Consider the following 21,368-nt stretch of genomic DNA (forward strand, 5'->3'; position numbering starts at 1 on the left):
CTCGTTCGCGATGACCATCGACGTGTGGATGCAGCATCCCACTGTGCGGTTCCTGCGCAGCGACATGCTGGCGTCCCTGCGGCGCTGGACGGGCGGGTCGATACCGGACACCGAGATCCCGATCGACGCGACCATCGCCGCGATGGACGCGGCCGGTGTCGACTTCGGGTTGCTCAGCGCGTGGCGTGGCCCGTTCGGTCAGGACCTGGTCTCCAACGATGAGGTGGCCGACTGGATTCGGTTGCACCCGGACAGGTTCGGCGGTCTGGCGGCGGTCGACCTCGACCGGCCGATGGAGGCGGTACGCGAATTGCGGCGGCGGGTCGGCGACGGCGGGTTCGTCGGCCTGCGGGTGGTGCCGTGGCTGTGGGACGCGCCGCCCACCGACCGCCGCTACTATCCGCTGTTCGCCCAGTGCGTCGAGTCCGGGGTGCCGTTCTGCACGCAGGTCGGCCACACCGGGCCGCTGCGACCCTCGGAGACCGGGCGCCCGATTCCCTACATCGACCAGGTGGCCCTGGACTTCCCGGAGTTGGTGATCGTCTGCGGCCACGTCGGCTATCCGTGGACCGAGGAGATGGTCGCCGTCGCCCGCAAGCATGAGAACGTCTACATCGACACCTCGGCGTACACCATCAGGCGCCTCCCGCAAGAACTCGTCGATTTCATGAAAACCGGTACCGGACAACGCAAAGTGCTGTTCGGCACCAACTACCCGATGATCACGCACGCGCACGCCCTGGCGGATCTGGACAACCTCGGGCTGGCCGTCGAGGCCCGCCACGACTTCCTGCACCGCAACGCCCGGCGCGTGTTCGGACTGGAGGCGAGAACGTGAACGGCGCTCAGGCACTGATCAACACCCTGGTAGACGGCGGCGTCGACGTCTGCTTCGCCAACCCCGGCACCTCCGAGATGCACTTCGTGGCCGGGCTGGACAGCGTTCCCCGGATGCGCGGCGTGCTAACGCTTTTCGAGGGCGTCGCGACCGGCGCGGCCGACGGGTATGCCCGCATCGCCGGCCGGCCGGCCGCGGTGCTGCTGCATCTGGGCCCCGGGCTGGGCAACGGACTGGCCAACCTGCACAACGCCCGGCGCGCCCGGGTGCCGATGGTGGTGGTCGTCGGAGACCACGCCACCTACCACAAAAAATACGACGCCCCACTGGAATCCGACATCGACGCGCTCGCCGGCACCGTCTCGGGGTGGCTGCGCCGGACGACCGGCACCGCCGACGTCGCGGCCGACGCCGCCGAGGCCATCGCCGCGAGTCGGACGGGCTCGCAGATCTCGACGCTGATATTGCCCGCCGACGTGTCGTGGTCGGCGGGCGCCCGGCCGGCCGGCGCGACGCAACCACCACCACGGGGGGCCGACCCGATGCTGGTGCCCGAGGTCGTGCAGGTGCTGCGGTCCGGGGAGCCGACGGTGCTGATGGTGGGCGGCGACGCCACCCGCGGCCCGGGCCTCGCGGCGGCCACGCGCATCGCCCAGGCGACCGGGGCCCGCGTGCTGTGCGAGACGTTCCCGACGCGGCTGGAACGCGGCGCCGGCGTCCCCGCGGTCGAGCGGCTCGCGTACTTCGCCGAGGCCGCGACGGCCCAGCTCGACGGCGCAAAGCACCTGGTGCTGGCGGGCGCCAAGTCGCCGGTGTCGTTCTTTGCCTACCCGAACGCCCCCAGCGACCTGGTCCCGGCCGGGTGTGAGGTGCACGTGCTGGCCGGCCACAGCGGCGCGGCCGAGGCGCTGGCCGCGGTGGCCGACGACGTCGCGCCCGGCGCGCAGGCGGCGGTGGCCCAGCCCGGCCGTCCCGCCATGCCGAGCGGCCCCCTGACGTCCGCGTCAGCGGCCGATGTGATCGGCGCTCTGCTGCCCGAGCGCGCGATCGTGGTCGACGAGTCGAACACCTCCGGCCTGCTGCTTGCCCAGGCCACCGCCGGGGCGCCGGCCCACGACTGGCTGACGCTGACCGGCGGGGCGATCGGCTACGGCATCCCCGCCGCGGTGGGCGCCGCGATCGCCGCGCCGGACCGCCCGGTGCTGTGCCTGGAGTCCGACGGCTCGGCCATGTACACGATCTCGGGGCTGTGGACCCAGGCGCGCGAGAACCTCGACGTCACCACCGTGATCTACGACAACGGCGCCTACGACATCCTGCGCATCGAGCTGGCCCGCGTCGGCGCGGGCTCGGCGCCCGGGCCCAAGGCCCTCGACTTGCTCGACTTGTCGCGCCCCGCAATCGACTTCGTCAAAATCAGCGAGGGCATGGGCGTGCCGGCCCGCCGCGTGCACACCGCCGATGAATTCGCCGAGGCGCTGCGCGCGGCGGCGGCCGAACGAGGTCCGCACCTGATCGACGCGGTGGTCCCGTCAATAGCGGGCTAGCCCGGGCAACCGGCTCAGCGCCCAGTCCGACAGGGTGTCGAGCACCTTCACTCCCGCCTCGAACACCTGCGCCTCGGCCGCCAGCGCCACGCCCCATTCGCCCGATGGCGTGGGTACGATCCCGAACTGGCGGACCAGGTACTCACCGCGCACCCCCGGGCCCCAACCGCCCTTGGCCGCGAAGCCATGAGCCGCCAGGCCCCACCGGTGCTCGCCGACGAGCTGGCGCATCAAGGCGACGACGTCGTCGGCGCCGGGGATCGATGCCAGCTCGGCGGCGAACCGGGCCTGGCGCTGCAGCGTCCACTGCGTCTGGCCGAAGGCGGTGTAGCCCCGCCGGATCCGGCGGGGCTCGACGACGGTGGCGGTGTCCCCGCCCTCGGCGATGACGCGCTGCACGTGCCGCGCCGCGGCCGCCGGATCACCCAACAGCGACCACAGCTGCTCGGAGGCCTGGTTGTCGGAAGCGGTGATCGCCTTGACGGCCAGGTCTTTGGCGCCCAGCCAGTCGCGGCGCAGCGCCGCGATCGCCAATGGCACCTTGATCGTCGACCACGCCACCCCGGACCACCACCGGCCCAGCGAATACGTCCGGTCCGGGCGGGCGATCGCGATGCCGACCTGCGCCGGAACCGAGGCCGAGAGCTGTTCGAAACTCGCGTCAAGCGCCTGCTCGAGGGGCCGGGAAGTCACGCCTGCTGCCGGTGGATCGGCCAGACGGCATCACCGCAATCGACGCCCTGGGCCGACAATTGTCGTTTGAGCACCTTGAAGGTCATCGTCCGCGGCAACTCGGCGCTCACCCGCACGTACGACGGCCACTGCTTGGGACCCAGGTCAGGCTGCTCGGCCAGGAACGCGCTGAACTTCTCGGCGTCGAAGTCGACGCCCGGGGCCAGCACGACGGCCGCCATCACCTGATCGCCCACGACGGGATCGGGCACCGCGTACACCGCCACCTCGGTCACGTCTGGATACCGTAGCAGCACCCGCTCGATCGGTGCGGTACCCAGGTTTTCGCCGTCGACCCGCATCCAGTCGCCGAGCCGCCCGGCGAAATAGGCGTAGCCGTCGGCGTCACGGTAGGCCAGGTCGCCGCTGTGGTAGACCCCGCCGGCCATCCGCTCGGCCTCGGCGGCCTCGTCGTTGTAATAGCCCTCGAAACGGCCCGGGCCGCCGGCGTTCACCAGCTCGCCGACCACGCCCGGGGCGCAGGGCTTTCCGGTGTCCGGGTCGACGATCTCGATTCCCTCCGGCAGCGGACCCAGGGAGCCGGGGGGAGTGTCGGGGGTGCGCGCGATCGCCACCCCGCCCTCCGTCGAGCCGAACCCGTCTTGCACCACGCAGCCGAACCTGCGGCCAAAGCGATCGATGTCGGCCGGCACGCCCTCGTTGCCGTACACCGCCCGCAGCGGGTTATCCGCGTCATCGGGCTGCTCGGGCGTGGCGAGCACGTACGACAGCGGTTTGCCGACGTAGTTGGCGTAGGTGGCGCCGTAGCGGCGGACGTCCGGCAGGAAACCCGACGCAGAGAACTTGCGGCGCAACGCCATCGAGCCCTGGCAGGCGGCCGCCACCGCCCAGCCGACCAACACGGCGTTGGAATGGAAGAGCGGCATCGACACGTAGCAGACATCGTCGCGGCCCAGGCCGAAGCGCTGCGTCATGGTCGCGCCCGCGACCGCGACCTTGCCGTGGCTGCACTTGACCGCCTTGGGGTCGCCGCTGGTTCCCGAAGTGAAGATCAGCATGAACAGGTCAGCGGGCGACGCGGGCCGAAAGGACGGCTCGGCGCCCCGGAACGCCTCGACCTCGGCGGCCCACTGAGCGGAGTCGACGTTCACGTGGTCGATACCATCCAGTGTCGCCGTCGAATTCGAGTCGGCCAGCACCAACTGGCAGTCCGCCCGCTCGATGTCGCGCCGTAGCGCCTCGCCGCGGCGCACCGGGTTGAGCCCCACCGGCACGATCCCCGACATCCCGGCCGCCACCAGCGTCGCCGAGAAGAACGGGATGTTTTCCAGCAGCACCCCGACGTGCGGTGGCCGCGCCGGGTCCAGGCGGTCACGCAGCGCCGCCACGATCGCGGCGCCGTGCCGCAGGTGATCGCGCCAGCTGATGAACGAGTCCTCGAAGTAGACGCCCCGGTCGTCGATATCAGCCAGCGGCACAAGCAGTTTGGTGACGGTCAGGTCGGTCGGGTCGAGCATTCACGCCCCCGTCGTGGCGAATGTGCGGCTGGCTTCACATTGGAGCTCGAATGTGCGGCTGGCTTCACGCTCGAGCGATCAGGCGGGCGTCTCGGCGAGTTCGCGGCCGATCCGGCGCAGCTGCCCCGTCGCGCCGCCCAGCGCGAACTCGATATCCTTGGCGGCCAGGAAGTACCGGTGCACGGGGTGATCGGTGTCGACGCCCACGCCGCCGTGCACGTGCACGATCGTGTGCGCCACCCGGTGGCCGGCGTCGGCGGCCCAGAAGGCCGCGCTGGCCACGTCGATGTCGGCGGGAAGGTCCTCCGACACCCGCCAGGCCGCCTGGGTGAGCGTCAGCCGCAGGCCCTTCACATCGATATAGCCGTCGGCAAGTCGCTGCGCGACGGCCTGGAAGCTGCCGATCGGGCGGTCGAATTGCTCGCGGGTGCGGGCATATTCGGCGGTGAGCTGCAACCCGCGCTCGAGCACCCCGAGTTGGAAGGCGCTGCGGCCCAGGCTGGTGAGCGTGTCGAGCCACACCACCGCTTCGGCGCCACCGACCATCCGGGTGCCGTCGATCTGGGTGCCGTCCAGGGTCAGGTGCCCGACGCTGCCCTTGCCGGTGGTCTGCATCGTGGTCACCGCGACGCCGGGGTCGTCGGCGGCGACCAGGAAAACCGCGGTGCCGGAATCGGTTTGCGCCGGAACGAGAAACGCGTCGGCGACGGGGCCGTAACCCACCTGGGTGCGGGTGCCGGTGAGCCGGTAGCCCTCACCGGAGCGGGCGGCCTCGACCGGGCCCTCACCCATCTCGCCGAGAAGGGCCGCGGTGAGGATTTTCTCGCCGCCTACCGCCGCGGCGCCCCAGTTCTCCTGCAGGTCGGCGGCGCCGAACCGGGACAGGGCGCCGGCCCCCAGAACCACCGACTCCAGGTACGGCACGGCGGCCAGCTGGTGGCCGAGGGCGACCAGAATGGCCACCTGCTCGAGCGCCCCGAATCCGTCGCCGCCCACCGAGGTGGCCGAGGCGCTCGCCAGGATGCCGGCGTCGATCAGCTTGCGCCACAACTCGCGGTCGAACCGTTGGTCGAGGCCGTCGAGCTCGCGCTGGCGCTCGGGCGTGCACACCGCGTCGACGATGCTGTCCACCAGGCCGCCGAGGTCGGTTGCCGCTTCGGTCGTCGTGAAATCCATGAATCCAGTCCTTAGGAAGAGGCTCAGCGGTTGGCCCGGGGCAGACCCAGCGCGACCATCCCGATGATGTCGCGCTGCACTTCGTTGGTGCCGCCGCCGAAGGTCAGGATCAGACACGCCCGGTGCATCCGCTCGACGCGGCCGCGCAACAGGGCGCCCGGTGAGTCCTGGCGCACCGTCCCCGCGGTGCCCAGCACCTCCATCAGCAGCCGGTAGGCCTCGGTGGCCAGCTCGGTGCCGTACACCTTGGCCGCCGACGCGTCCGCCGGCCCCAGGGCTTCGGTTTCCGCCGACGCCAGTTCCCAGTTGATCAGCTTGAGGACCTCCGCCTTGGCGTGCACGCGGGCCAGGTTGAGCTGCACCCACTCCGAGTCGATCAGCCGCGCCCCACCATGGTCTTTGGTGTTTTGTGCCCACTCGCGAACCTCGCGCAGCGCCAGGAAGATCGGCTGCGGGGAAACCAGGGCGACGCGCTCGTGGTTGAGCTGGTTGGTCACCAGCTTCCAGCCGCCGTTCTCCTCACCGACCAGGTTGGTCACCGGCACCCGCACGTCGGAGTAGTAGGTGGCGCTGGTGTCCACGCCGGCCATGGTGTGCACCGGCGTCCAGGAAAAGCCCTCCGCCGTCGTCGGCACCACCAGCATCGAGATGCCCCGGTGTTTCTTGGCCTCGGGGTTGGTGCGCACGGCCAGCCACACCCAGTCGGCGTAGGCGATCAGGCTGGTCCACATCTTCTGGCCGTTGACCACGTAGTCGTCGCCGTCGCGCACCGCGCTGGTGCGCAGGTTCGCCAGGTCGGTGCCGGCGCCGGGCTCGGAGTAGCCGATGGAGAAGTGCAGTTCGCCGGCCGCGATCTTGGGCAGGAAGAACTTCTTCTGCTCCTCGGTGCCGAAGGCCATGATGGTCGGCGCCACGCTGTTGATGGTCAGGAACGGCACCGGCACGCCGGCGATGGCCGCCTCGTCGGTGAAGATCAGCGAGTCCATCGGGGAGCGGTCCTGGCCGCCGTACTCTTTCGGCCAGTTCAGGGTGAGCCAACCGTCTTTGCCCATCTGTGCGACGGTGTCGCGGTAGGCGTTGCCGGTGCCGACCTCGCCCTGGGTGGAGCTCAGCGCCTCGCGGCGCTCCGGCGTCATGAGTGCGGTGAAGTACGACCGCAGCTCGCGACGCAGCTCCTCCTGTTCGGGGGTGTAACTGATGCGCATCCGAGCCGTCCTCGAGGGTCTTGAGAGTCCTATTCACCAGGCGCCACATCACCGGCCGCGGCGCGACCAACGGCTACCCGTTCGCCTCCCCGGTTGTAACACGTTCTAGTCTCTGAATCCAGCGACCGTTTCCCCGGACGTATCGGGGCCCTATGGTGGAGCTATCCCGTCATAGGGCGTGTGCTCGGAACGACGACCAGGTGCAAGGAGGGTGCTGTGCGGGTGATCGTGGACCGTGACCGGTGTGAAGGTAACGCCGTGTGCTTGGGAATCGCGCCGGATATCTTCGACCTCGACGACGAGGACTACGCGGTCGTGAAGCTCGACCCGATCCCGCCGGACCAGGAGCAATTGGCCGAACAGGCGATCGCCGAATGCCCGCGCGCGGCACTGCTGCGCGAAGATCAGAGCGCGTGAACCGAAACTAGAGGTATTCATAAATTGACTAGCAGCACGAACGCGACCGATCTGTCCGGCAAGGTTGCGGTGGTGACCGGTGCGGCAGCGGGCCTGGGGCGGGCCGAGGCGCTCGGCTTGGCCCGGGCCGGCGCCACCGTGGTCGTCAACGACATCGCCGCCGCCCTGGACGCCTCCGATGTCATCGACGAGATCAGCGCGGCCGGCGCCAAAGCCGTCGCGGTGGCCGGCGACATCAGCGAGCGGGCCACCGCCGACGAGCTGGTGGCCACCGCCGACGGGCTGGGCAGCCTGGACATCGTCGTGAACAACGCCGGGATCACCCGCGACCGGATGCTGTTCAACATGTCCGACGAGGAGTGGGACCTGGTGATCGCCGTGCACCTGCGCGGCCATTTCCTGCTCACCCGCAACGCGGCCACCTACTGGCGCTCCAAGGCCAAGGACGCAGGGGGGAAGGTCTTCGGCCGCCTCGTCAACACCGCGTCGGAGGCGGGCCTGGTGGGCCCGGTGGGCCAGGCAAACTACGGCGCCGCCAAGGCGGGCATCATTTCGCTGACACTGACGGCTGCGCGGGCGCTCGGCCGCTACGGGGTGTGCGCCAACGCGATCTGCCCGCGCGCCCGCACGGCGATGACGGCCGACGTCTTCGGCGCGGCGCCCGAGGTCGAAGCGGGGCAGATCGACCCGCTGTCGCCGGAGCACGTCGTCAGCCTGGTGAAGTTCCTGGCTTCGCCGGCGGCCGCGGAAGTCAACGGGCAGGTCTTCATCGTGTACGGCCCGCAGGTGACGCTCGTGTCGGCGCCGACCGCCGAGCACCGGTTCAGCGCCGACGGGGCGGCGTGGGACTTCGCCGAATTGAGCGCGTCATTGCAGGAATACTTTGCTGGCCGCGATCCTGAGCGGAATTTTTCCGCGGTCGCACTGATGGAGCAATAAGGGCGTATCGTGGCCACGCGGGGGAAAAACACCGACTAGAACGTGTATCAGTTTGCACCAGCTGTAACGGCTTTGACCTGGTAAATTAACGGTTCGGGCAGAGTAATCCTGTTCATTGACAGGGTGAACCGCATCTGAGTTAATATGATCCGGCTCACGCCGAGCCGCGTGCGATCGAAGACGGCGCCAATGCTTTGCATAAACTTCGCCGCGAGCAGCCCGAGGGGGGTACTGAGTTGATTCAGCAACTTGCAGTACCCGCACGCGCTGTCGGTGGGTTCTTCGAGATGATGATCGACACGGGCCGCGCGGCTTTCAGACGACCGTTCCAATTCGGCGAGTTTCTGGACCAGACGTGGATGATCGCGCGGGTGTCGCTGGTGCCCACGCTGCTCGTGTCCATCCCCTTCACGGTCCTGGTGGCGTTCACCCTCAACATCCTGCTGCGTGAGATCGGGGCCGCCGACTTGTCCGGCGCCGGAACGGCGTTCGGCACCATCACGCAGCTGGGGCCGGTGGTCACCGTGCTGGTCGTGGCCGGCGCCGGCGCCACCGCGATCTGCGCCGACCTGGGCGCGCGCACCATCCGCGAGGAGATCGACGCGATGCGCGTGCTCGGCATCGACCCGATCCAGCGGCTGGTGGTGCCCCGCGTGCTGGCGTCCACGGTGGTCGCGATGCTGCTCAACGGCCTGGTCTGCGCGATCGGCCTGTCCGGCGGCTACGTTTTCTCCGTGTTTCTGCAGGGCGTCAACCCGGGCGCTTTCATCAACGGCCTGACCGTGCTCACCGGCCTGCGCGAGCTGGTCCTCGCCGAGGTCAAGGCGTTGCTGTTCGGGATCATGGCCGGGCTCGTCGGCTGCTACCGCGGCCTGACCGTCAAGGGTGGCCCCAAGGGCGTGGGCAACGCGGTCAACGAAACCGTCGTCTACGCCTTCATCTGTCTGTTCGTCATCAACGTGGTGATGACCGCCATCGGCGTTCGGCTGTCTGCCAAATGACGGGGCGGGTGGGTAGGCGATGAGTTACGACGCCACGCTGCGAGTCCGCCGCCTGTTCTCCCGGTTCCAGGAGCCGGTCGACGACTTCGGCGAGCAGGCGTTGTTCTACGGGCGGACCGTACGTTATATCCCCAACGCCCTCACCCGCTATCGCAAGGAGACCATTCGGCTGATCGCCGAGATGACGCTGGGCGCCGGAGCGCTCGTCATGATCGGCGGCACCGTCGGCGTCGCCGCCTTCCTGACGCTGGCCTCCGGCGGCGTCATCGCGGTGCAGGGCTATTCGTCGCTGGGCAACATCGGCATCGAGGCCCTCACCGGGTTCCTCTCGGCGTTCCTCAACGTGCGCGTGGTCGCCCCGGTGATCGCGGGTATCGCGCTGGCGGCCACCATCGGGGCCGGCGCCACCGCCCAGCTGGGCGCAATGCGGGTCTCCGAGGAGATCGACGCCGTCGAATGCATGGCGGTGCATTCGGTTTCCTATCTGGTGTCGACGCGGCTGATCGCCGGTCTCATCGCGATCGTCCCGCTGTACTCGCTGTCGGTGCTGGCGGCGTTCTTCGCCGCCCGCTTCACCACCGTGTACATCAACGGGCAGTCGAAGGGCCTTTACGACCACTACTTCAATACGTTCCTCATCCCGTCGGACCTGCTGTGGTCCTTTCTGCAGGCCATCGTGATGTCCATCGCGGTGATGCTCATCCACACCTATTACGGCTACAACGCCAACGGCGGCCCGGTGGGTGTGGGCATCGCGGTGGGCCAGGCCGTGCGGACCTCGCTGATAGTGGTCGTGGTCATTACTTTGTTCATCTCGCTCGCGGTGTACGGCTCGTCCGGTAACTTCAACCTCTCCGGGTAAGGGGACCGCTTAGAACATGGCAGAAGGCGAATCTCGGCGATCGACCGTGCGGCTGGCAGCAGCGCTGCTGGCCGGTCTGATCGTCGCGTTCGCCGCGCTGACCTACCTTTCCTACACGGCGGCCTTCGCGTCGGTGGACACCGTCACCGTCTCGGCGCCCCGGGCCGGGCTGGTGATGGACAAGGGCGCCAAGGTCAAGTACCGCGGCATCCAGGTCGGCAAGGTCGAGAGCATCGACTACGCCACGGATCAGGCGCGCCTGACGCTGGCGATCAACAGCGACGACATGCATTTCATCCCGTCCAACGCCACGGTCCACATCGCCGGGAACACGATCTTCGGTGCCAAGTCGGTGGAATTCATTCCCCCCAGGCAACCGTCGCCGTCGCCGCTGCGCCCGGACGCGCACGTGGCGGCCTCGGCGGTGCAACTCGAGGTCAACACCCTGTTCCAGTCCCTGATCGACCTGCTGCACAAGATCGACCCCGTCGAGCTGAACGGGACGCTGAGCGCGCTGTCCGAGGGCCTGCGTGGCCACGGCGACGACCTGGGCGACCTGCTTGGTGGACTCAACACGCTGTCGCGCCAGGCGAACCCGAAGTTGCCCGCGCTGCAGGAGGATTTCCGCAAGGCCGGTGTCGTCACCAACATCTACGCCGACGCCGCGCCCGACCTGAACACCGTGATCGACAATCTGCCGACGATCAGCAAGACCGTCGTGGACCAGCAGGGCAACCTCAACGACACATTGCTGGCCGCGATCGGCCTGGCCAACAACGCCTACGACACGCTGGCCCCGGCCGAGCAGGATTTCATCGACGCGATCAACCGGCTGCGCGCCCCGCTCAAGGTGGCCTCGGACTACTCTCCGGAATTCGGCTGCCTGTTCGCCGGGATCGGGCGCGGCATCAAGGAATTCGCCCCGCTGATCGGTGTCCGCAAGGCCGGCCTGTTCACGTCGTCGAGCTTCGTGCTGGGCGCGCCGGCCTACACCTACCCGGAGTCGCTGCCGATCGTCAACGGCTCCGGTGGCCCGAATTGCCGTGGGCTGCCTGACCTTCCGACCAAGCAGACCGGCGGGTCGTTCTACCGCGCGCCGTTCCTGGTCACCGACAACGCCAACATCCCGTACGAGCCGTTCACCGAACTGCAGTTCGACGCGCCCTCGACCCTGCAGTTCTTGTTCCACGGCGCCTTCGCGGAACGGGACGACTTCTGATGGCGGCTTCGGGAATGCCGTCGCACCGGTCGATGGTGATCAAGGTCGGGATCTTCACGGTGACGATGGTGCTCGTCGCGGCCGGGCTGGTGGTGGTCTTCGGTGACTTCCGGTTCGGCCCCGAAAGCACCTACCACGCAACGTTCACCAACGTGTCGCGGTTGAAGGCGGGCCAGAAGGTGCGCATCGCCGGAGTTCCGGTGGGCGCGGTATCGGGAATCGCGCTCAACCGGGACAACACCATCGACGTCAAGTTCGGGATCGACAAGCGCTACACGCTGTACTCGTCGACACGCGCGGTGATTCGCTACGAAAACCTGGTCGGCGACCGGTATTTGGAGATCACCTCGGGTCCTGGCGAGCTGCGCAAGCTGCCGCCGGGTGGCACCATCAATTCCCAGCACACCCAGCCCGCGCTGGACCTCGACGCGCTGCTGGGCGGGCTGCGGCCGGTGACCAAGGGCCTGGACGGCGACAAGATCAACACCATCAGCAGCGCCGTCATCCAGTTGTTGCAGGGCCAGGGCGGGGCGTTGTCCAACGTCTTGTCCGACACCAGTTCGTTCTCGTCGGCCCTGGCGCAACGCGACCAGCTCATCGGTGACGTGATCACCAACCTCAACACGGTGCTGGGGACCATCGACGCCAAGGGCGCTCAATTCTCCGCCAGCGTCGACCAGTTGCAGCAGCTGATCACCGGGCTGGCCCAGCACAAGGACGAGATCGCCGGGGCCATCCCGCCGCTGGCGTCGACCACGACGGATCTGACTGAGCTGCTGCAGAATTCCCGACGGCCACTGCAGGGCATCATCGAGAACACCCGGCCGCTGGCCACCGAGCTGGACAACCGCAAGGCCGAGGTGGACAGCGACGTCGAGCAGCTGGGCGAGGACTATCTGCGCCTGGCGGCACTCGGCGCCTACGGTTCGTTCTTCAACATCTATTTCTGTTCGGTGACCATCAAGATCAACGGCCCGGCCGGCGGCGACATCCTGCTGCCGCTGGGCGGACAGGTCGATCCCAGCAAGGGGAGGTGCGCTTTTGTCAAGTAGTGCCAAGCGCGACCGCGACCCGCTTCGCACCGGCATCTTCGGGGTGGTGCTGGTGGTCTGTGTCGTGCTCATCGCGTTCGGCTATGCGGGGCTGCCGTTCTTTCCGCAGGGAAAGGTCTACGACGCGTACTTCACCGACGCCGGCGGGATTTCGCCCGGCAACACGGTGTACGTGTCGGGCTTCAAGGTCGGCAAGGTGCAGTCGGTCGGCCTGGCCGGCGACAGCGCCAAGATCAGCTTCACCGTGGACCGCCACGTCGCCGTCGGCGACCAGTCCCTCGCGGCGATCCGCACCGACACCATCCTCGGCGAGCGTTCCATCGCGGTGACCCCGGCCGGTGGCGGCAAGGCGACCACGATTCCGCTCAGCCGGACCACCACGCCCTACACTCTGGCCGGCGCGCTGGAAGACCTGGGCCAAAACGCCACCACACTGAACAAGCCGCAGTTCGAGCAGGCCCTCGACGTGCTGACCGACACGTTGCAGGACGCCACCCCGGACCTGCGCGGCGCCCTCGACGGTGTGACGTCGCTGTCGCGCACCCTGAACAAGCGGGACGAGGCGCTGCAAAGCCTTCTGGCGCATGCCAAGTCGGTGACCGGGATGCTGAGCCAGCGCGCCGGCCAGGTCAACCAGCTCGTCGACGACGGCAACGCGCTGTTCGCGGCGCTCGACGAGCGGCGCGCGGCCCTGAGCCGGCTGATCTCGGGCATCCAGGGCCTCTCGGCGCAGATCTCCGGCTTCGTCGCCGACAACCGCAAGGAGTTCGGCCCGTCGTTGTCCAAGCTCAACCAGGTGCTGGCGAACCTCAACGAGCGCCGCGACTACATCACCGAGGCCCTCAAACGGCTGCCCACCTATGCCACCGAACTCGGCGAGGTGGTCGGGTCCGGGCCAGGGTTCAACGTCAACGTGTACGGGGTGATCCCGGCGCCGCTGCTGGCCACGATGTTCGACTTCTTCTACCAGCCGGGCAAGCTGCCGGCCAGTCTTGCCGACTACCTGCGCGGCCTCATCCAGGAGCGTTGGATCATCAGGCCGAAGTCACCATGAGCGGGTCGCCATGCTGAAGCGGATCAAGGGCGGCCGGGGGTTGCGCTTTGCCACCGCCCTCGCGCTGGTGGCGGCCCTGGTGGGCGGCGTGTACGTGTTGACGTCGACGGGAAATACCCGCAGCGTCGTCGGCTACTTCGCCTCCGCCGTCGGGCTTTATCCGGGAGACCAGGTCCGCATCCTCGGGGTGCCGGTGGGCCAGGTCGACTCGATCGAACCGCGGCCCTCCGACGTCAAGATCACCATGTCGGTGTCCAAGGACGTGCGAATTCCCTCCGACGCCAAGGCCATCATCGTGTCGCCGAACCTGGTGTCGGCGCGGTTCGTCCAGCTGACCCCTGCCTACACCGGCGGGCCGGCGCTGCCGCCCGGCGGCAGCATCGACCTCGCCCGCACCGCCGTCCCGGTGGAGTGGGACGAGGTGAAGGAGGCGCTGACGCAGCTGGCCTCCCAGCTCGGCCCGACGACCGGGTCGATGCAGGGCCCGCTGGGCGCGGCGATCAACCAGGCCGCCGACACGTTCAACGGCAATGGCGAGTCGTTCCACAACGCCCTGCAGGAACTGTCGCAAGTCGCTGGGCGGCTTGGTGATTCGCGTGGTGACATCTTCGGGACGGTCAAGAACCTGCAGGTGCTCGTCGACGCGCTGTCGAACAGCAACGAGCAGATCGTGCAGTTCGCGGGCAACGTCGCCTCGGTGTCACAGGTGCTCGCCGACAGCTCCCGCCATCTGGACACGACCCTGGGGACCCTGAACAAGGCGCTCTCCGACGTCCGTGGCTTCCTGCACGAGAACAACTCGACGCTGGTCGACACCGTCAACAACCTCAACGATTTCGCCAAGACGCTGAGCGACCAGAGCGACAACATCGAGCAGGTGCTGCACGTCGCGGGGCCCGGGATCTCCAACTTCTACAACATCTACGACCCCGCACAGGGCACGCTGAACGGTCTGCTGTCGATCCCGGAATTCGCCAATCCCGTGCAGTTCATCTGCGGTGGGTCCTTCGACACCGCCGCCGGGCCGCGCGCACCCGACTATTACAAGCGCGCCGAATTGTGCCGTGAGCGGCTGGGTCCCGTTCTGCGGCGGCTCTCCGTGAACTACCCGCCGATCATGTTCCATCCCCTCAATACGATCACGGCGTACAAGGGTCAGATCATCTACGACACCCCGGACACCCAGGCGAAGTCGGCGACTCCGGTCCCGCAGCTGACCTGGGTGCCGGCCAAGGGCGCGCAGACGCCGCCGGCCGCGCAGAACCCGGCGGACCTCCAAGCGCTGCTGGTGCCGACGGCGCCGCAGGCCGCCCAGCCGGGCGGTACCCCGCCGGGGGCCGCGCCCGGGCCGGGGAACTTCGGTCCGCTGCCCGGCCCCGCGCCGGGCCAGGCCCCACCACCGGCATCGGCCGATCTGGGCGGCGGCCAGTGAATCGAATGTGGTTGCGTGGCAGCGCATTGGCTGCGGGCAGCGCCCTGTTGGCCGGCTGCCAGTACGGCGGCCTGAATTCGCTGTCGATGCCCGGCACCGCCGGGCACGGCAGCGGCGCCTACTCGATCAGCGTCGAGCTGCCGGACGTGGCGACGCTGCCGCAGAACTCGCCGGTGATGGTCGACGACGTCACGGTCGGCAGCGTCGCGGGGATCGCGGCCGAACAGCGCTCCGACGGCAGTTTCTACGCCGCGGTCAAGTTGGCGTTGGACAAGGACGTGGTGTTGCCGGCCAACGCGACCGCGACGGTCGCCCAGACGTCGCTGCTGGGTTCGATGCACGTCGACCTGGCCCGCCCGAAGGACAAGCCGGCGGTCGGCAGGCTGACCGACGGGTCCAAGATCGCCGAGTCCCACACCGGCCGCTACCCGACCACCGAGGAGGTGCTCTCGGCGCTCGGCGTGGTGGTGAACAAGGGCAACGTCGGCGCCCTCGAGGAGATCACCGACGAGACGTACAAGGCCGTCGCGGGCCGTCAGGACCAGTTCGTCGATCTGGTGCCCCGGCTGGCGGAGCTGACCGGGGGGCTCAACCGTCAGGTCAACGACATCATCGACGCGGTCGACGGCTTGAACCGGTTCTCGGCGACCCTGGCCCGCGACAAGGACAACCTCGGCCGGGCGCTGGCCACGCTGCCCGAAGCGGTTCGCGTGCTCAACAAGAACCGCGAGCACATCGTCGACGCTTTCGCGGCGCTCAAAAGGCTGGCCACCGTCACCGCGCACGTCCTGTCCAAAACGAAGGTGGACTTCGCCGCGGACCTCAAGGACCTGTACTCGGCCGTCAAGGCGCTCAACGACAACCGCAAGAACTTCGTCACCTCGCTGCAACTGCTGCTGACGTTCCCGTTCCCGAACTTCGGGATCAAGCAGGCCGTGCGCGGCGACTACCTCAACGTGTTCACCACGTTCGACCTGACCTTGCGCCGCATCGGTGAAACCTTCTTCACCACCGCGTACTTCGACCCGAACATGGTCCACATGAACGAGATCCTCAACCCGCCGGACTTCTTGGTCGGGGAGATGGCCAACCTGTCGGGACAGGCGGCCGACCCGTTCAAGATCCCGCCCGGCAAGGCCTCGGGACAGTAGGCGCGGCCGATGATCGACAAGCTCACCAAGATCCAGCTCGCCATCTTCGCCGTGATCACCGCGCTCACCCTGACCGTGATGGCGATCTTCTACCTGCGCCTGCCCGCCACGTTCGGCCTCGGGACCTACGCCGGCACAGCCGATTTCGTCGCCGGCGGCGGGTTGTATCCTAACGCCAACGTCACGTATCGCGGGGTCGCCGTGGGCCGGGTGGAGTCGGTCGGGCTGAACCCCAGCGGCGTCACCGCCCGAATGCGGCTGAACAGCGGGACCCCCATCCCGTCGAACGTCACCGCAACCGTCAAGAGCGTGTCGGCGGTCGGTGAGCAGTACATCGATCTGGTGCCCCCGAACCCGCCGGCGACCGGCAAGCTGCACAACGGGTTTCGGATCGAACGGCAGAACACCCGAATCGGCCAGGACGTCGCCGACCTGCTGAAGCGGGCGGAGGCGCTGGTCAACAGCATCGGTGACACGCGGTTGCGCGAGCTGCTGCACGAGACGTTCGTCGCGACCAACGGGTCGGGTCCCGAGCTCGCCAGGCTGATCGAGTCGGCTCGCATGCTGGTCGACGAGGCCAACGCCGACTATCCGCAGGTCTCCCAGCTGATCGACCAGGCCGGCCCGTTCCTGCAGGCCCAGATTCGCGCCGGCGCCGACATCAAGAGCCTGTCCGACGGGCTGGCGCGGTTCACCTCCGAGGTGCGCCAGGCCGACCCGCAGCTTCGCACGACGCTGGACATCGCCCCGGGCGCGGCCGACGAGGCCAGCACCGCATTCTCCGGTATCCGCCCGTCGTTCCCGGCGCTGGCCGCCAGCCTGGCCAACCTGGGCCGGGTCGGCGTGATCTACCACAAGTCGATCGAGCACCTGCTGGTGGTGCTGCCGGCGCTGTTCGCCGCCATAACCACTGCGGCCGGCGGGGCCCCGCAGGACGAGGGCGCCAAGCTGGACTTCAAGCTCGACCTCAACGACCCGCCGCCTTGCGCCGTCGGTTTCCTGCCGCCGCCGCTGATGCGCACGCCCGCCGACGAGACGCTGCGCGAGCTCCCGAGGGACATGTACTGCAAGGTCGCGCAGAACGATCCCAGCACTGTGCGCGGAGCGCGCAATTACCCGTGCCAGGAGTTCCCCGGCAAACGGGCCCCGACCATCCAGCTGTGCCGCGACCCGAAAGGCTATGTGCCCGTCGGCCGCAACCCCTGGCGCGGTCCGCCCATCCCGTATGACGCCCCGGTGACCAACGGGCTGAACGTGTTGCCGCCCAACAAGTTTCCTTACATTCCGCCGGGTGCCGAACCGGATCCCGGCACGCCGATCGTGGGCCCGCCGCCCCCCGGTGTGACGCCCGGCCCGGGGCCGATGCCCGGGCACCAGCCGGCCTACGACCCGCCGCCGCCCAACGACAACGGGCCGCCGCCGCCCTTCACGTCGTGGCAGCCACCCGGGGTGCCGCCGGTCCCGCCTGCGCTGCCGTACCCGAAGTGGTTGCCGCCGCCACCACCGCCGGAAGGGATCAACCCGCCGCCGCCGGGCCCGGGACCGGAGAAGCCGTGGGGGGCGCCCGCCCCGGCGCCGGGCCCGCAGCCGCAGGCCAGCGGCCCGTCGTACACCACGTACGACCAGAAGACCGGCGCGTTTGTGGACCCGGCGGGCGGCACTGGTATTTTCGCGCCCGGCGGGGGCGGCGGATCCAGCGCCGAGAACTGGGTGGACCTCATGCTTGATCCGAGGCCCCTCTGAAGGATCGAGTAGTGGCAGACGAGCAACCAACCACAGCGCACGTCCGCAGGCGGGCGTCCCGCGCGGCCGGGCCCGCGACGAACGGGTCGAGCCCGGCCGGCACGGCGCGGGTCGATGCGCCCGGCGCACCGAAGCAGCCCCCGAAACCGGTCACGGCACTCAAGCCGGTCAAACCGCCGCCGCGGCGCCCCCCGCATCGAGTGCTGGTGGCGTGCATCGCGTTGGCCGCGGTGCTCCTCGCGGTCGGTGCGCTGGCCGGATGCGTGGCCTTCCTGGTGCTGCAGCAACGTCATGCCGACGCCCAGCGGGCTCGCGACCAGCGCTTCGTCGACACCGCCACGCAAACGGTGATCAACATGTTCAGCTACAAGCAGGACAACATCGACGAGAGCGTGAACCGGTTCTTCGACGGCACCAGCGGCCCGCTGCGCGGCATGCTGGGAGCCAACAACAACATCGAGAACCTCAAGGGACTGTTCCGCTCCACCAACGCGACCTCGGAGGCCGTCGTCAACGGCGCCGCCCTCGAAGGCGTCGACAACGTCACCGACAACGCGTCGGTGCTGGTGTCGGTGCGCGTCACGGTCGCTGACATCGACGGGGTGAACAAGCCGTCGATGCCCTACCGGCTGCGCGTGATCGTGCACGAGGACGAGGCCGGGCACATGACCGGCTATGACCTGAAGTATCCCGACGGGGGCAACTGATGCGGTGGCTGCGCCGGCTGGCCGCGGTCGCGGGCGTCCTGCTGGTCGCGGCGTTCGTCGGGCTGTCGGCGGCGGCGGGCTGGTTCTACTGGGACAGGGTGCAGACCCGCGGCGAGCAGGCGGCCCGCGCGGTGCTGCCGCAGCTGGCCGCCAAGGAGATCCCCGAGGTGTTCGCCTACGACTATCAGACCGTCGAACGCAGCCTCAGCGACGCGTACCCGCTGCTGACCCCCGACTACCGGCAGGAGTTCCGCAAGAGCGCCAACACGCAGATCATCCCGGAGGCCAAGAAGCGTGAGGTGGTGGTCCAGGCCAACGTCGTGGGTGTGGGAGTCATGACCGCACAACGGGACTCGGCCTCGGTGATGGTCTACATGAACCGGACGGTCACCGACAAGTCGCGCCAGCCGCTCTACGACGGCAGCCGGCTGCGGGTGGATTTCAAGAAGATCGGCAAGCAGTGGCTGATCGCCTACATCACGCCCATCTAGCCCTGCGGCCGGCCTAGGAGCACATCGCGATGTCGTTGCACAGCAACGGATATCGCTGGATCGGGCTGGGCGGCGGACCCGCGAGCTGCAGCGAGAACGGTTGCTTGCTCATCGCGGGCTGCATGCCGCACACGGCGCCGTGCAGGCTGGTGTGCGTGCCGGACATCGTCTCGTTGTCGAACGCGTAGGTTTCGGTGGAGGTCCCGGTGCCGCCGCCCGGGCACAAGACGCCGTCGGCCATGTCGACCTTGAATGTCCACAGTCCGCTGACCAGCCGGGCCCGGCCGCTGTAATTGTGCAGCTTGTCCTCGCGACTGATCTGTTCGTCGGTGGCGCTCACCACGTTCAGGGCGCAGAAGTCGGCCATGATGTCGGGGTTGGAATAGTCCTTGTAGTAGCGGCTGCCGTTGACCTGGTCGCACAGCGCCGTCACCGTCCAGGTCACCCCGGACACGCCCGCCTGGTTGAAGATGTACGTGCCGTCGGCCGGGGGCGCGACCGCCTGCGCCGGTTCGCCTGACTCGAGCGCGACGCCGAGGGCCACCGCGCCGAAGATGCCGGCGCCGGCGGCCAGACCGTGACGCAGCCTCATCCGATGTCTCCCTCCGTCGCTGCGTCGAGTATCACAGCGTTGGCCTCGCGACACCAAGGGAATTGGCCTATCCGCCGGGCTGAGAATGCGGTTCGGCGAGCGCGTCGAGGAACGACCGCGCCCAGCGGTCCACGTCGTGGGCGAGCACCTGGCGCCGCATCGCGCGCATCCGCCGCCGCCCGTCCTCCACCGACTGGTTGAGCGCCGCCTCGATCGCGTCTTTGACCCCCTCGAGGTCGTGCGGGTTGACCAGGTAGGCAGTTCGGAGTTCGGCTGCGGCGCCGGTGAATTCGCTCAGCACGAGCGCGCCGCCGAGATCGCTGCGGCAGGCCACGTACTCCTTGGCCACCAGGTTCATCCCGTCGCGCAGCGGGGTGACCAGCATGACGTCGGCGGCGACGAAGAACGCGATCAGCTCGTCGCGGGGGACCGGACGGTGCAGGTAATGCACGACGGGGTGCCCGACCTCGGCGTACTCGCCGTTGATGTGGCCAACCTCGCGTTCGATGTCGTTGCGCAGGATCTGGTAGCTCTCCACGCGTTCGCGGCTCGGGGTCGCCAGCTGGATCAGCACGGTGTCGTCGCGTTTTGCCCGCCCTTCCGCGAGCAGTTCGGAGAAGGCCTTGAGCCGGACGTCGATGCCCTTGGTGTAGTCGAGGCGGTCGACGCCCAGCAGGATCTTGCGCGGGTTGCCGAGCTCGGCGCGGATCTCGCGGGCGCGGCGCCGGACGTCGCGGTGGCGGGCTTTCGCGTCCAGGTCGGCCGAGTCGATGGAGATGGGGAAGGCGCCGACGCGCACCGTGCGGGAAGCGAGTTCCACCTCGCCCAACCGCGACCGGACCCCGACCGATCCCCGGGAGGTGTTCGCGCCGATCAGCCGGCGCGACAGGATCAGGAAGTTCTGCGCCCCGCCGGCCAGATGGAAGCCGACCAGGTCGGCGCCGAGCAGGCCCTCGACGATCTCGGTGCGCCAGGGCAGCTGCATGAACAGCTCCACCGGCGGAAAGGGGATGTGCAGGAAGAACCCGATGACCAGGTCGGGACGCAACTCGCGCAGCATCTTGGGCACCAGTTGCAGCTGGTAATCCTGCACCCACACGGTGGCACCCTTGGCGGCGGCGCGGGACGTGGCGTCGGCGAAGCGACGGTTGACCGCAACGTAGCGGTCCCACCATTCGCGGTGGTAGATGGGTTTGACGATGACGTCGTGATACAGCGGCCACAGCGTGGCGTTGGAGAATCCCTCGTAGTACTCGGCGACGTCGGCGGCGCTCAGCCGCACCGGACGCAGTTCGAGGTCCTCCTGAAGGATCGGCTCGTCGCGGCCCTCGACGTCTTCGTCGACGACGCCCGGCCAGCCGACCCACGCCCCGCGTCGCCGGCGCAAGAGCGGCTCGAGGGCGGTGACCAGCCCGCCGGGGCTGCGTTTCCATGCGGTGGTGCCGTCGGGCAGCCGCTCCTGGTCGACGGGCAGCCGGTTGGCGACGACGACGAAGTCGGAATGCCCGAAGCGCGCAGGCTCCGGGCCCTTCGCCGTGGACCGCCCTTCCGGGGACGCCATTTACGTGTCGAGCTTCGCCGGCCCAATACCAAGCATGGACAGGAACACCCGGCACTCGTCGGCGTCGGTCGCGTAGGCCGCGACGACACGTCTGGCCTGGCTGGCGGTGCTGTCTGCCACCGGTTCGACATCGCCGATCTCGGCAGGATCAGATTTCGTAGCCATGAGTCA

21 protein-coding genes are annotated in these 21,368 nt (G+C 68.7%); 14 read left to right on the forward strand and 7 right to left on the reverse strand.

From position 1 onward, the window contains the following. Nucleotides 1-10: 10 nt before the first annotated feature. Together G6N48_RS22145 and G6N48_RS22150 are read left to right on the forward strand one after the other, a co-directional pair. On the forward strand, nucleotides 11-838 hold the full coding sequence (locus tag G6N48_RS22145; protein ID WP_085268277.1) for an amidohydrolase family protein: 828 nt from the start codon (nucleotides 11-13) through the stop codon (nucleotides 836-838). Continuing rightward, nucleotides 835-2,385: an acetolactate synthase large subunit gene (locus G6N48_RS22150; RefSeq protein WP_085268278.1), complete on the forward strand. Its 1,551-nt coding sequence runs from the start codon at nucleotides 835-837 to the stop codon at nucleotides 2,383-2,385. The genes G6N48_RS22145 and G6N48_RS22150 overlap by 4 nt, the downstream gene beginning before the upstream one ends. On the opposite strand, the gene G6N48_RS22155 is transcribed toward G6N48_RS22150, so the two are convergent. From G6N48_RS22155 to G6N48_RS22170, 4 genes are all read right to left on the reverse strand, one after another. Beyond that, nucleotides 2,371-3,078 (reverse strand): serine hydrolase, encoded by a 708-nt coding sequence (locus G6N48_RS22155; RefSeq protein WP_085268279.1) that lies wholly within the window; start codon nucleotides 3,076-3,078, stop codon nucleotides 2,371-2,373. The two genes, G6N48_RS22150 and G6N48_RS22155, sit on opposite strands and share 15 nt — an antisense overlap. Further along, nucleotides 3,075-4,595, reverse strand: a complete 1,521-nt coding sequence (gene fadD17 / locus G6N48_RS22160; RefSeq protein WP_085268280.1) for a long-chain-fatty-acid--CoA ligase FadD17 — start codon at nucleotides 4,593-4,595, stop codon at nucleotides 3,075-3,077. Before fadD17 ends, G6N48_RS22155 begins: the two co-directional genes overlap by 4 nt. A gap of 78 nt (nucleotides 4,596-4,673) precedes the next feature. Continuing rightward, nucleotides 4,674-5,771 (reverse strand): acyl-CoA dehydrogenase family protein, encoded by a 1,098-nt coding sequence (locus tag G6N48_RS22165; protein ID WP_085268281.1) that lies wholly within the window; start codon nucleotides 5,769-5,771, stop codon nucleotides 4,674-4,676. Nucleotides 5,772-5,794: 23 nt separating this feature from the next. Continuing rightward, a complete protein-coding gene (locus tag G6N48_RS22170) occupies nucleotides 5,795-6,976 on the reverse strand; it encodes an acyl-CoA dehydrogenase (RefSeq protein WP_085268282.1) in 1,182 nt (393 codons plus the stop codon). A 216-nt stretch (nucleotides 6,977-7,192) separates the two neighbouring features. On the opposite strand from G6N48_RS22170, the gene G6N48_RS22175 reads away from it, so the two are divergent. From G6N48_RS22175 to G6N48_RS22230, 12 genes are all read left to right on the forward strand, one after another. Beyond that, nucleotides 7,193-7,393, forward strand: a complete 201-nt coding sequence (locus tag G6N48_RS22175) for a ferredoxin (RefSeq protein ID WP_085268283.1) — start codon at nucleotides 7,193-7,195, stop codon at nucleotides 7,391-7,393. Between the two features lie 24 nt (nucleotides 7,394-7,417). Next, nucleotides 7,418-8,332 carry a 3-oxoacyl-ACP reductase gene (locus G6N48_RS22180; RefSeq protein ID WP_085268284.1) on the forward strand — a complete coding sequence of 305 codons (915 nt, stop codon included), beginning with the start codon at nucleotides 7,418-7,420 and terminating at the stop codon, nucleotides 8,330-8,332. 236 nt (nucleotides 8,333-8,568) lie between these two features. Further along, nucleotides 8,569-9,333 (forward strand): MlaE family ABC transporter permease, encoded by a 765-nt coding sequence (locus tag G6N48_RS22185; protein WP_085268285.1) that lies wholly within the window; start codon nucleotides 8,569-8,571, stop codon nucleotides 9,331-9,333. Between the two features lie 19 nt (nucleotides 9,334-9,352). Then, nucleotides 9,353-10,195, forward strand: a complete 843-nt coding sequence (locus G6N48_RS22190) for an MlaE family ABC transporter permease (protein ID WP_085268286.1) — start codon at nucleotides 9,353-9,355, stop codon at nucleotides 10,193-10,195. A 16-nt stretch (nucleotides 10,196-10,211) separates the two neighbouring features. Next, nucleotides 10,212-11,414, forward strand: coding sequence for an MCE family protein (locus tag G6N48_RS22195; RefSeq protein WP_085268287.1), 1,203 nt, complete (start codon nucleotides 10,212-10,214; stop codon nucleotides 11,412-11,414). Then, nucleotides 11,414-12,466 (forward strand): MCE family protein, encoded by a 1,053-nt coding sequence (locus tag G6N48_RS22200; protein WP_085268288.1) that lies wholly within the window; start codon nucleotides 11,414-11,416, stop codon nucleotides 12,464-12,466. Before G6N48_RS22195 ends, G6N48_RS22200 begins: the two co-directional genes overlap by 1 nt. Continuing rightward, nucleotides 12,456-13,520 (forward strand): virulence factor Mce family protein, encoded by a 1,065-nt coding sequence (locus G6N48_RS22205; RefSeq protein WP_085268289.1) that lies wholly within the window; start codon nucleotides 12,456-12,458, stop codon nucleotides 13,518-13,520. The genes G6N48_RS22200 and G6N48_RS22205 overlap by 11 nt, the downstream gene beginning before the upstream one ends. A gap of 10 nt (nucleotides 13,521-13,530) precedes the next feature. Next, on the forward strand, nucleotides 13,531-14,952 hold the full coding sequence (locus G6N48_RS22210) for a virulence factor Mce family protein (RefSeq protein WP_085268290.1): 1,422 nt from the start codon (nucleotides 13,531-13,533) through the stop codon (nucleotides 14,950-14,952). After that, a complete protein-coding gene (locus tag G6N48_RS22215; protein WP_139825683.1) occupies nucleotides 14,949-16,103 on the forward strand; it encodes an MCE family protein in 1,155 nt (384 codons plus the stop codon). Before G6N48_RS22210 ends, G6N48_RS22215 begins: the two co-directional genes overlap by 4 nt. Before the next feature lie 9 nt (nucleotides 16,104-16,112). After that, nucleotides 16,113-17,846 (forward strand): virulence factor Mce family protein, encoded by a 1,734-nt coding sequence (locus G6N48_RS22220; RefSeq protein ID WP_085268292.1) that lies wholly within the window; start codon nucleotides 16,113-16,115, stop codon nucleotides 17,844-17,846. Continuing rightward, on the forward strand, nucleotides 17,843-18,553 hold the full coding sequence (locus tag G6N48_RS22225) for a mammalian cell entry protein (protein WP_085268293.1): 711 nt from the start codon (nucleotides 17,843-17,845) through the stop codon (nucleotides 18,551-18,553). The genes G6N48_RS22220 and G6N48_RS22225 overlap by 4 nt, the downstream gene beginning before the upstream one ends. A gap of 8 nt (nucleotides 18,554-18,561) precedes the next feature. Next, a complete protein-coding gene (locus G6N48_RS22230) occupies nucleotides 18,562-19,044 on the forward strand; it encodes a mammalian cell entry protein (RefSeq protein WP_139825697.1) in 483 nt (160 codons plus the stop codon). 13 nt (nucleotides 19,045-19,057) lie between these two features. Here G6N48_RS22230 and G6N48_RS22235 read toward each other — a convergent pair whose 3' ends face one another. The 3 genes from G6N48_RS22235 to G6N48_RS22245 all read right to left on the reverse strand — a co-directional run bounded on the left by G6N48_RS22235 (nucleotide 19,058) and on the right by G6N48_RS22245 (nucleotide 21,362). Continuing rightward, on the reverse strand, nucleotides 19,058-19,636 hold the full coding sequence (locus tag G6N48_RS22235; RefSeq protein ID WP_085268295.1) for a hypothetical protein: 579 nt from the start codon (nucleotides 19,634-19,636) through the stop codon (nucleotides 19,058-19,060). Nucleotides 19,637-19,703: 67 nt separating this feature from the next. Continuing rightward, entirely contained in the window at nucleotides 19,704-21,197 is a 1,494-nt protein-coding gene (locus tag G6N48_RS22240; RefSeq protein ID WP_085268296.1) for an alpha,alpha-trehalose-phosphate synthase (UDP-forming), read from the reverse strand. Further along, entirely contained in the window at nucleotides 21,198-21,362 is a 165-nt protein-coding gene (locus tag G6N48_RS22245) for a hypothetical protein (RefSeq protein WP_139825684.1), read from the reverse strand. It abuts the gene before it with no gap. Nucleotides 21,363-21,368 lie beyond the last annotated feature (6 nt).

This window comes from Mycobacterium parmense, assembly GCF_010730575.1.
In the GTDB taxonomy this organism is placed as follows: Bacteria; Actinomycetota; Actinomycetes; order Mycobacteriales; family Mycobacteriaceae; genus Mycobacterium; species Mycobacterium parmense.

Coding starts and splice junctions, on each gene's coding strand:
- G6N48_RS22145 (WP_085268277.1), top strand. CDS start 11: ATGACCATCGACGTGTGGATGCAGCATCCCACTGTGCGGTTCCTGCGC.
- fadD17 (WP_085268280.1), bottom strand. CDS start 4,595: ATGCTCGACCCGACCGACCTGACCGTCACCAAACTGCTTGTGCCGCTG.
- G6N48_RS22165 (WP_085268281.1), bottom strand. CDS start 5,771: ATGGATTTCACGACGACCGAAGCGGCAACCGACCTCGGCGGCCTGGTG.
- G6N48_RS22170 (WP_085268282.1), bottom strand. CDS start 6,976: ATGCGCATCAGTTACACCCCCGAACAGGAGGAGCTGCGTCGCGAGCTG.
- G6N48_RS22190 (WP_085268286.1), top strand. CDS start 9,353: ATGAGTTACGACGCCACGCTGCGAGTCCGCCGCCTGTTCTCCCGGTTC.
- G6N48_RS22195 (WP_085268287.1), top strand. CDS start 10,212: ATGGCAGAAGGCGAATCTCGGCGATCGACCGTGCGGCTGGCAGCAGCG.
- G6N48_RS22200 (WP_085268288.1), top strand. CDS start 11,414: ATGGCGGCTTCGGGAATGCCGTCGCACCGGTCGATGGTGATCAAGGTC.
- G6N48_RS22210 (WP_085268290.1), top strand. CDS start 13,531: ATGCTGAAGCGGATCAAGGGCGGCCGGGGGTTGCGCTTTGCCACCGCC.
- G6N48_RS22220 (WP_085268292.1), top strand. CDS start 16,113: ATGATCGACAAGCTCACCAAGATCCAGCTCGCCATCTTCGCCGTGATC.
- G6N48_RS22235 (WP_085268295.1), bottom strand. CDS start 19,636: ATGAGGCTGCGTCACGGTCTGGCCGCCGGCGCCGGCATCTTCGGCGCG.
- G6N48_RS22240 (WP_085268296.1), bottom strand. CDS start 21,197: ATGGCGTCCCCGGAAGGGCGGTCCACGGCGAAGGGCCCGGAGCCTGCG.
- G6N48_RS22245 (WP_139825684.1), bottom strand. CDS start 21,362: ATGGCTACGAAATCTGATCCTGCCGAGATCGGCGATGTCGAACCGGTG.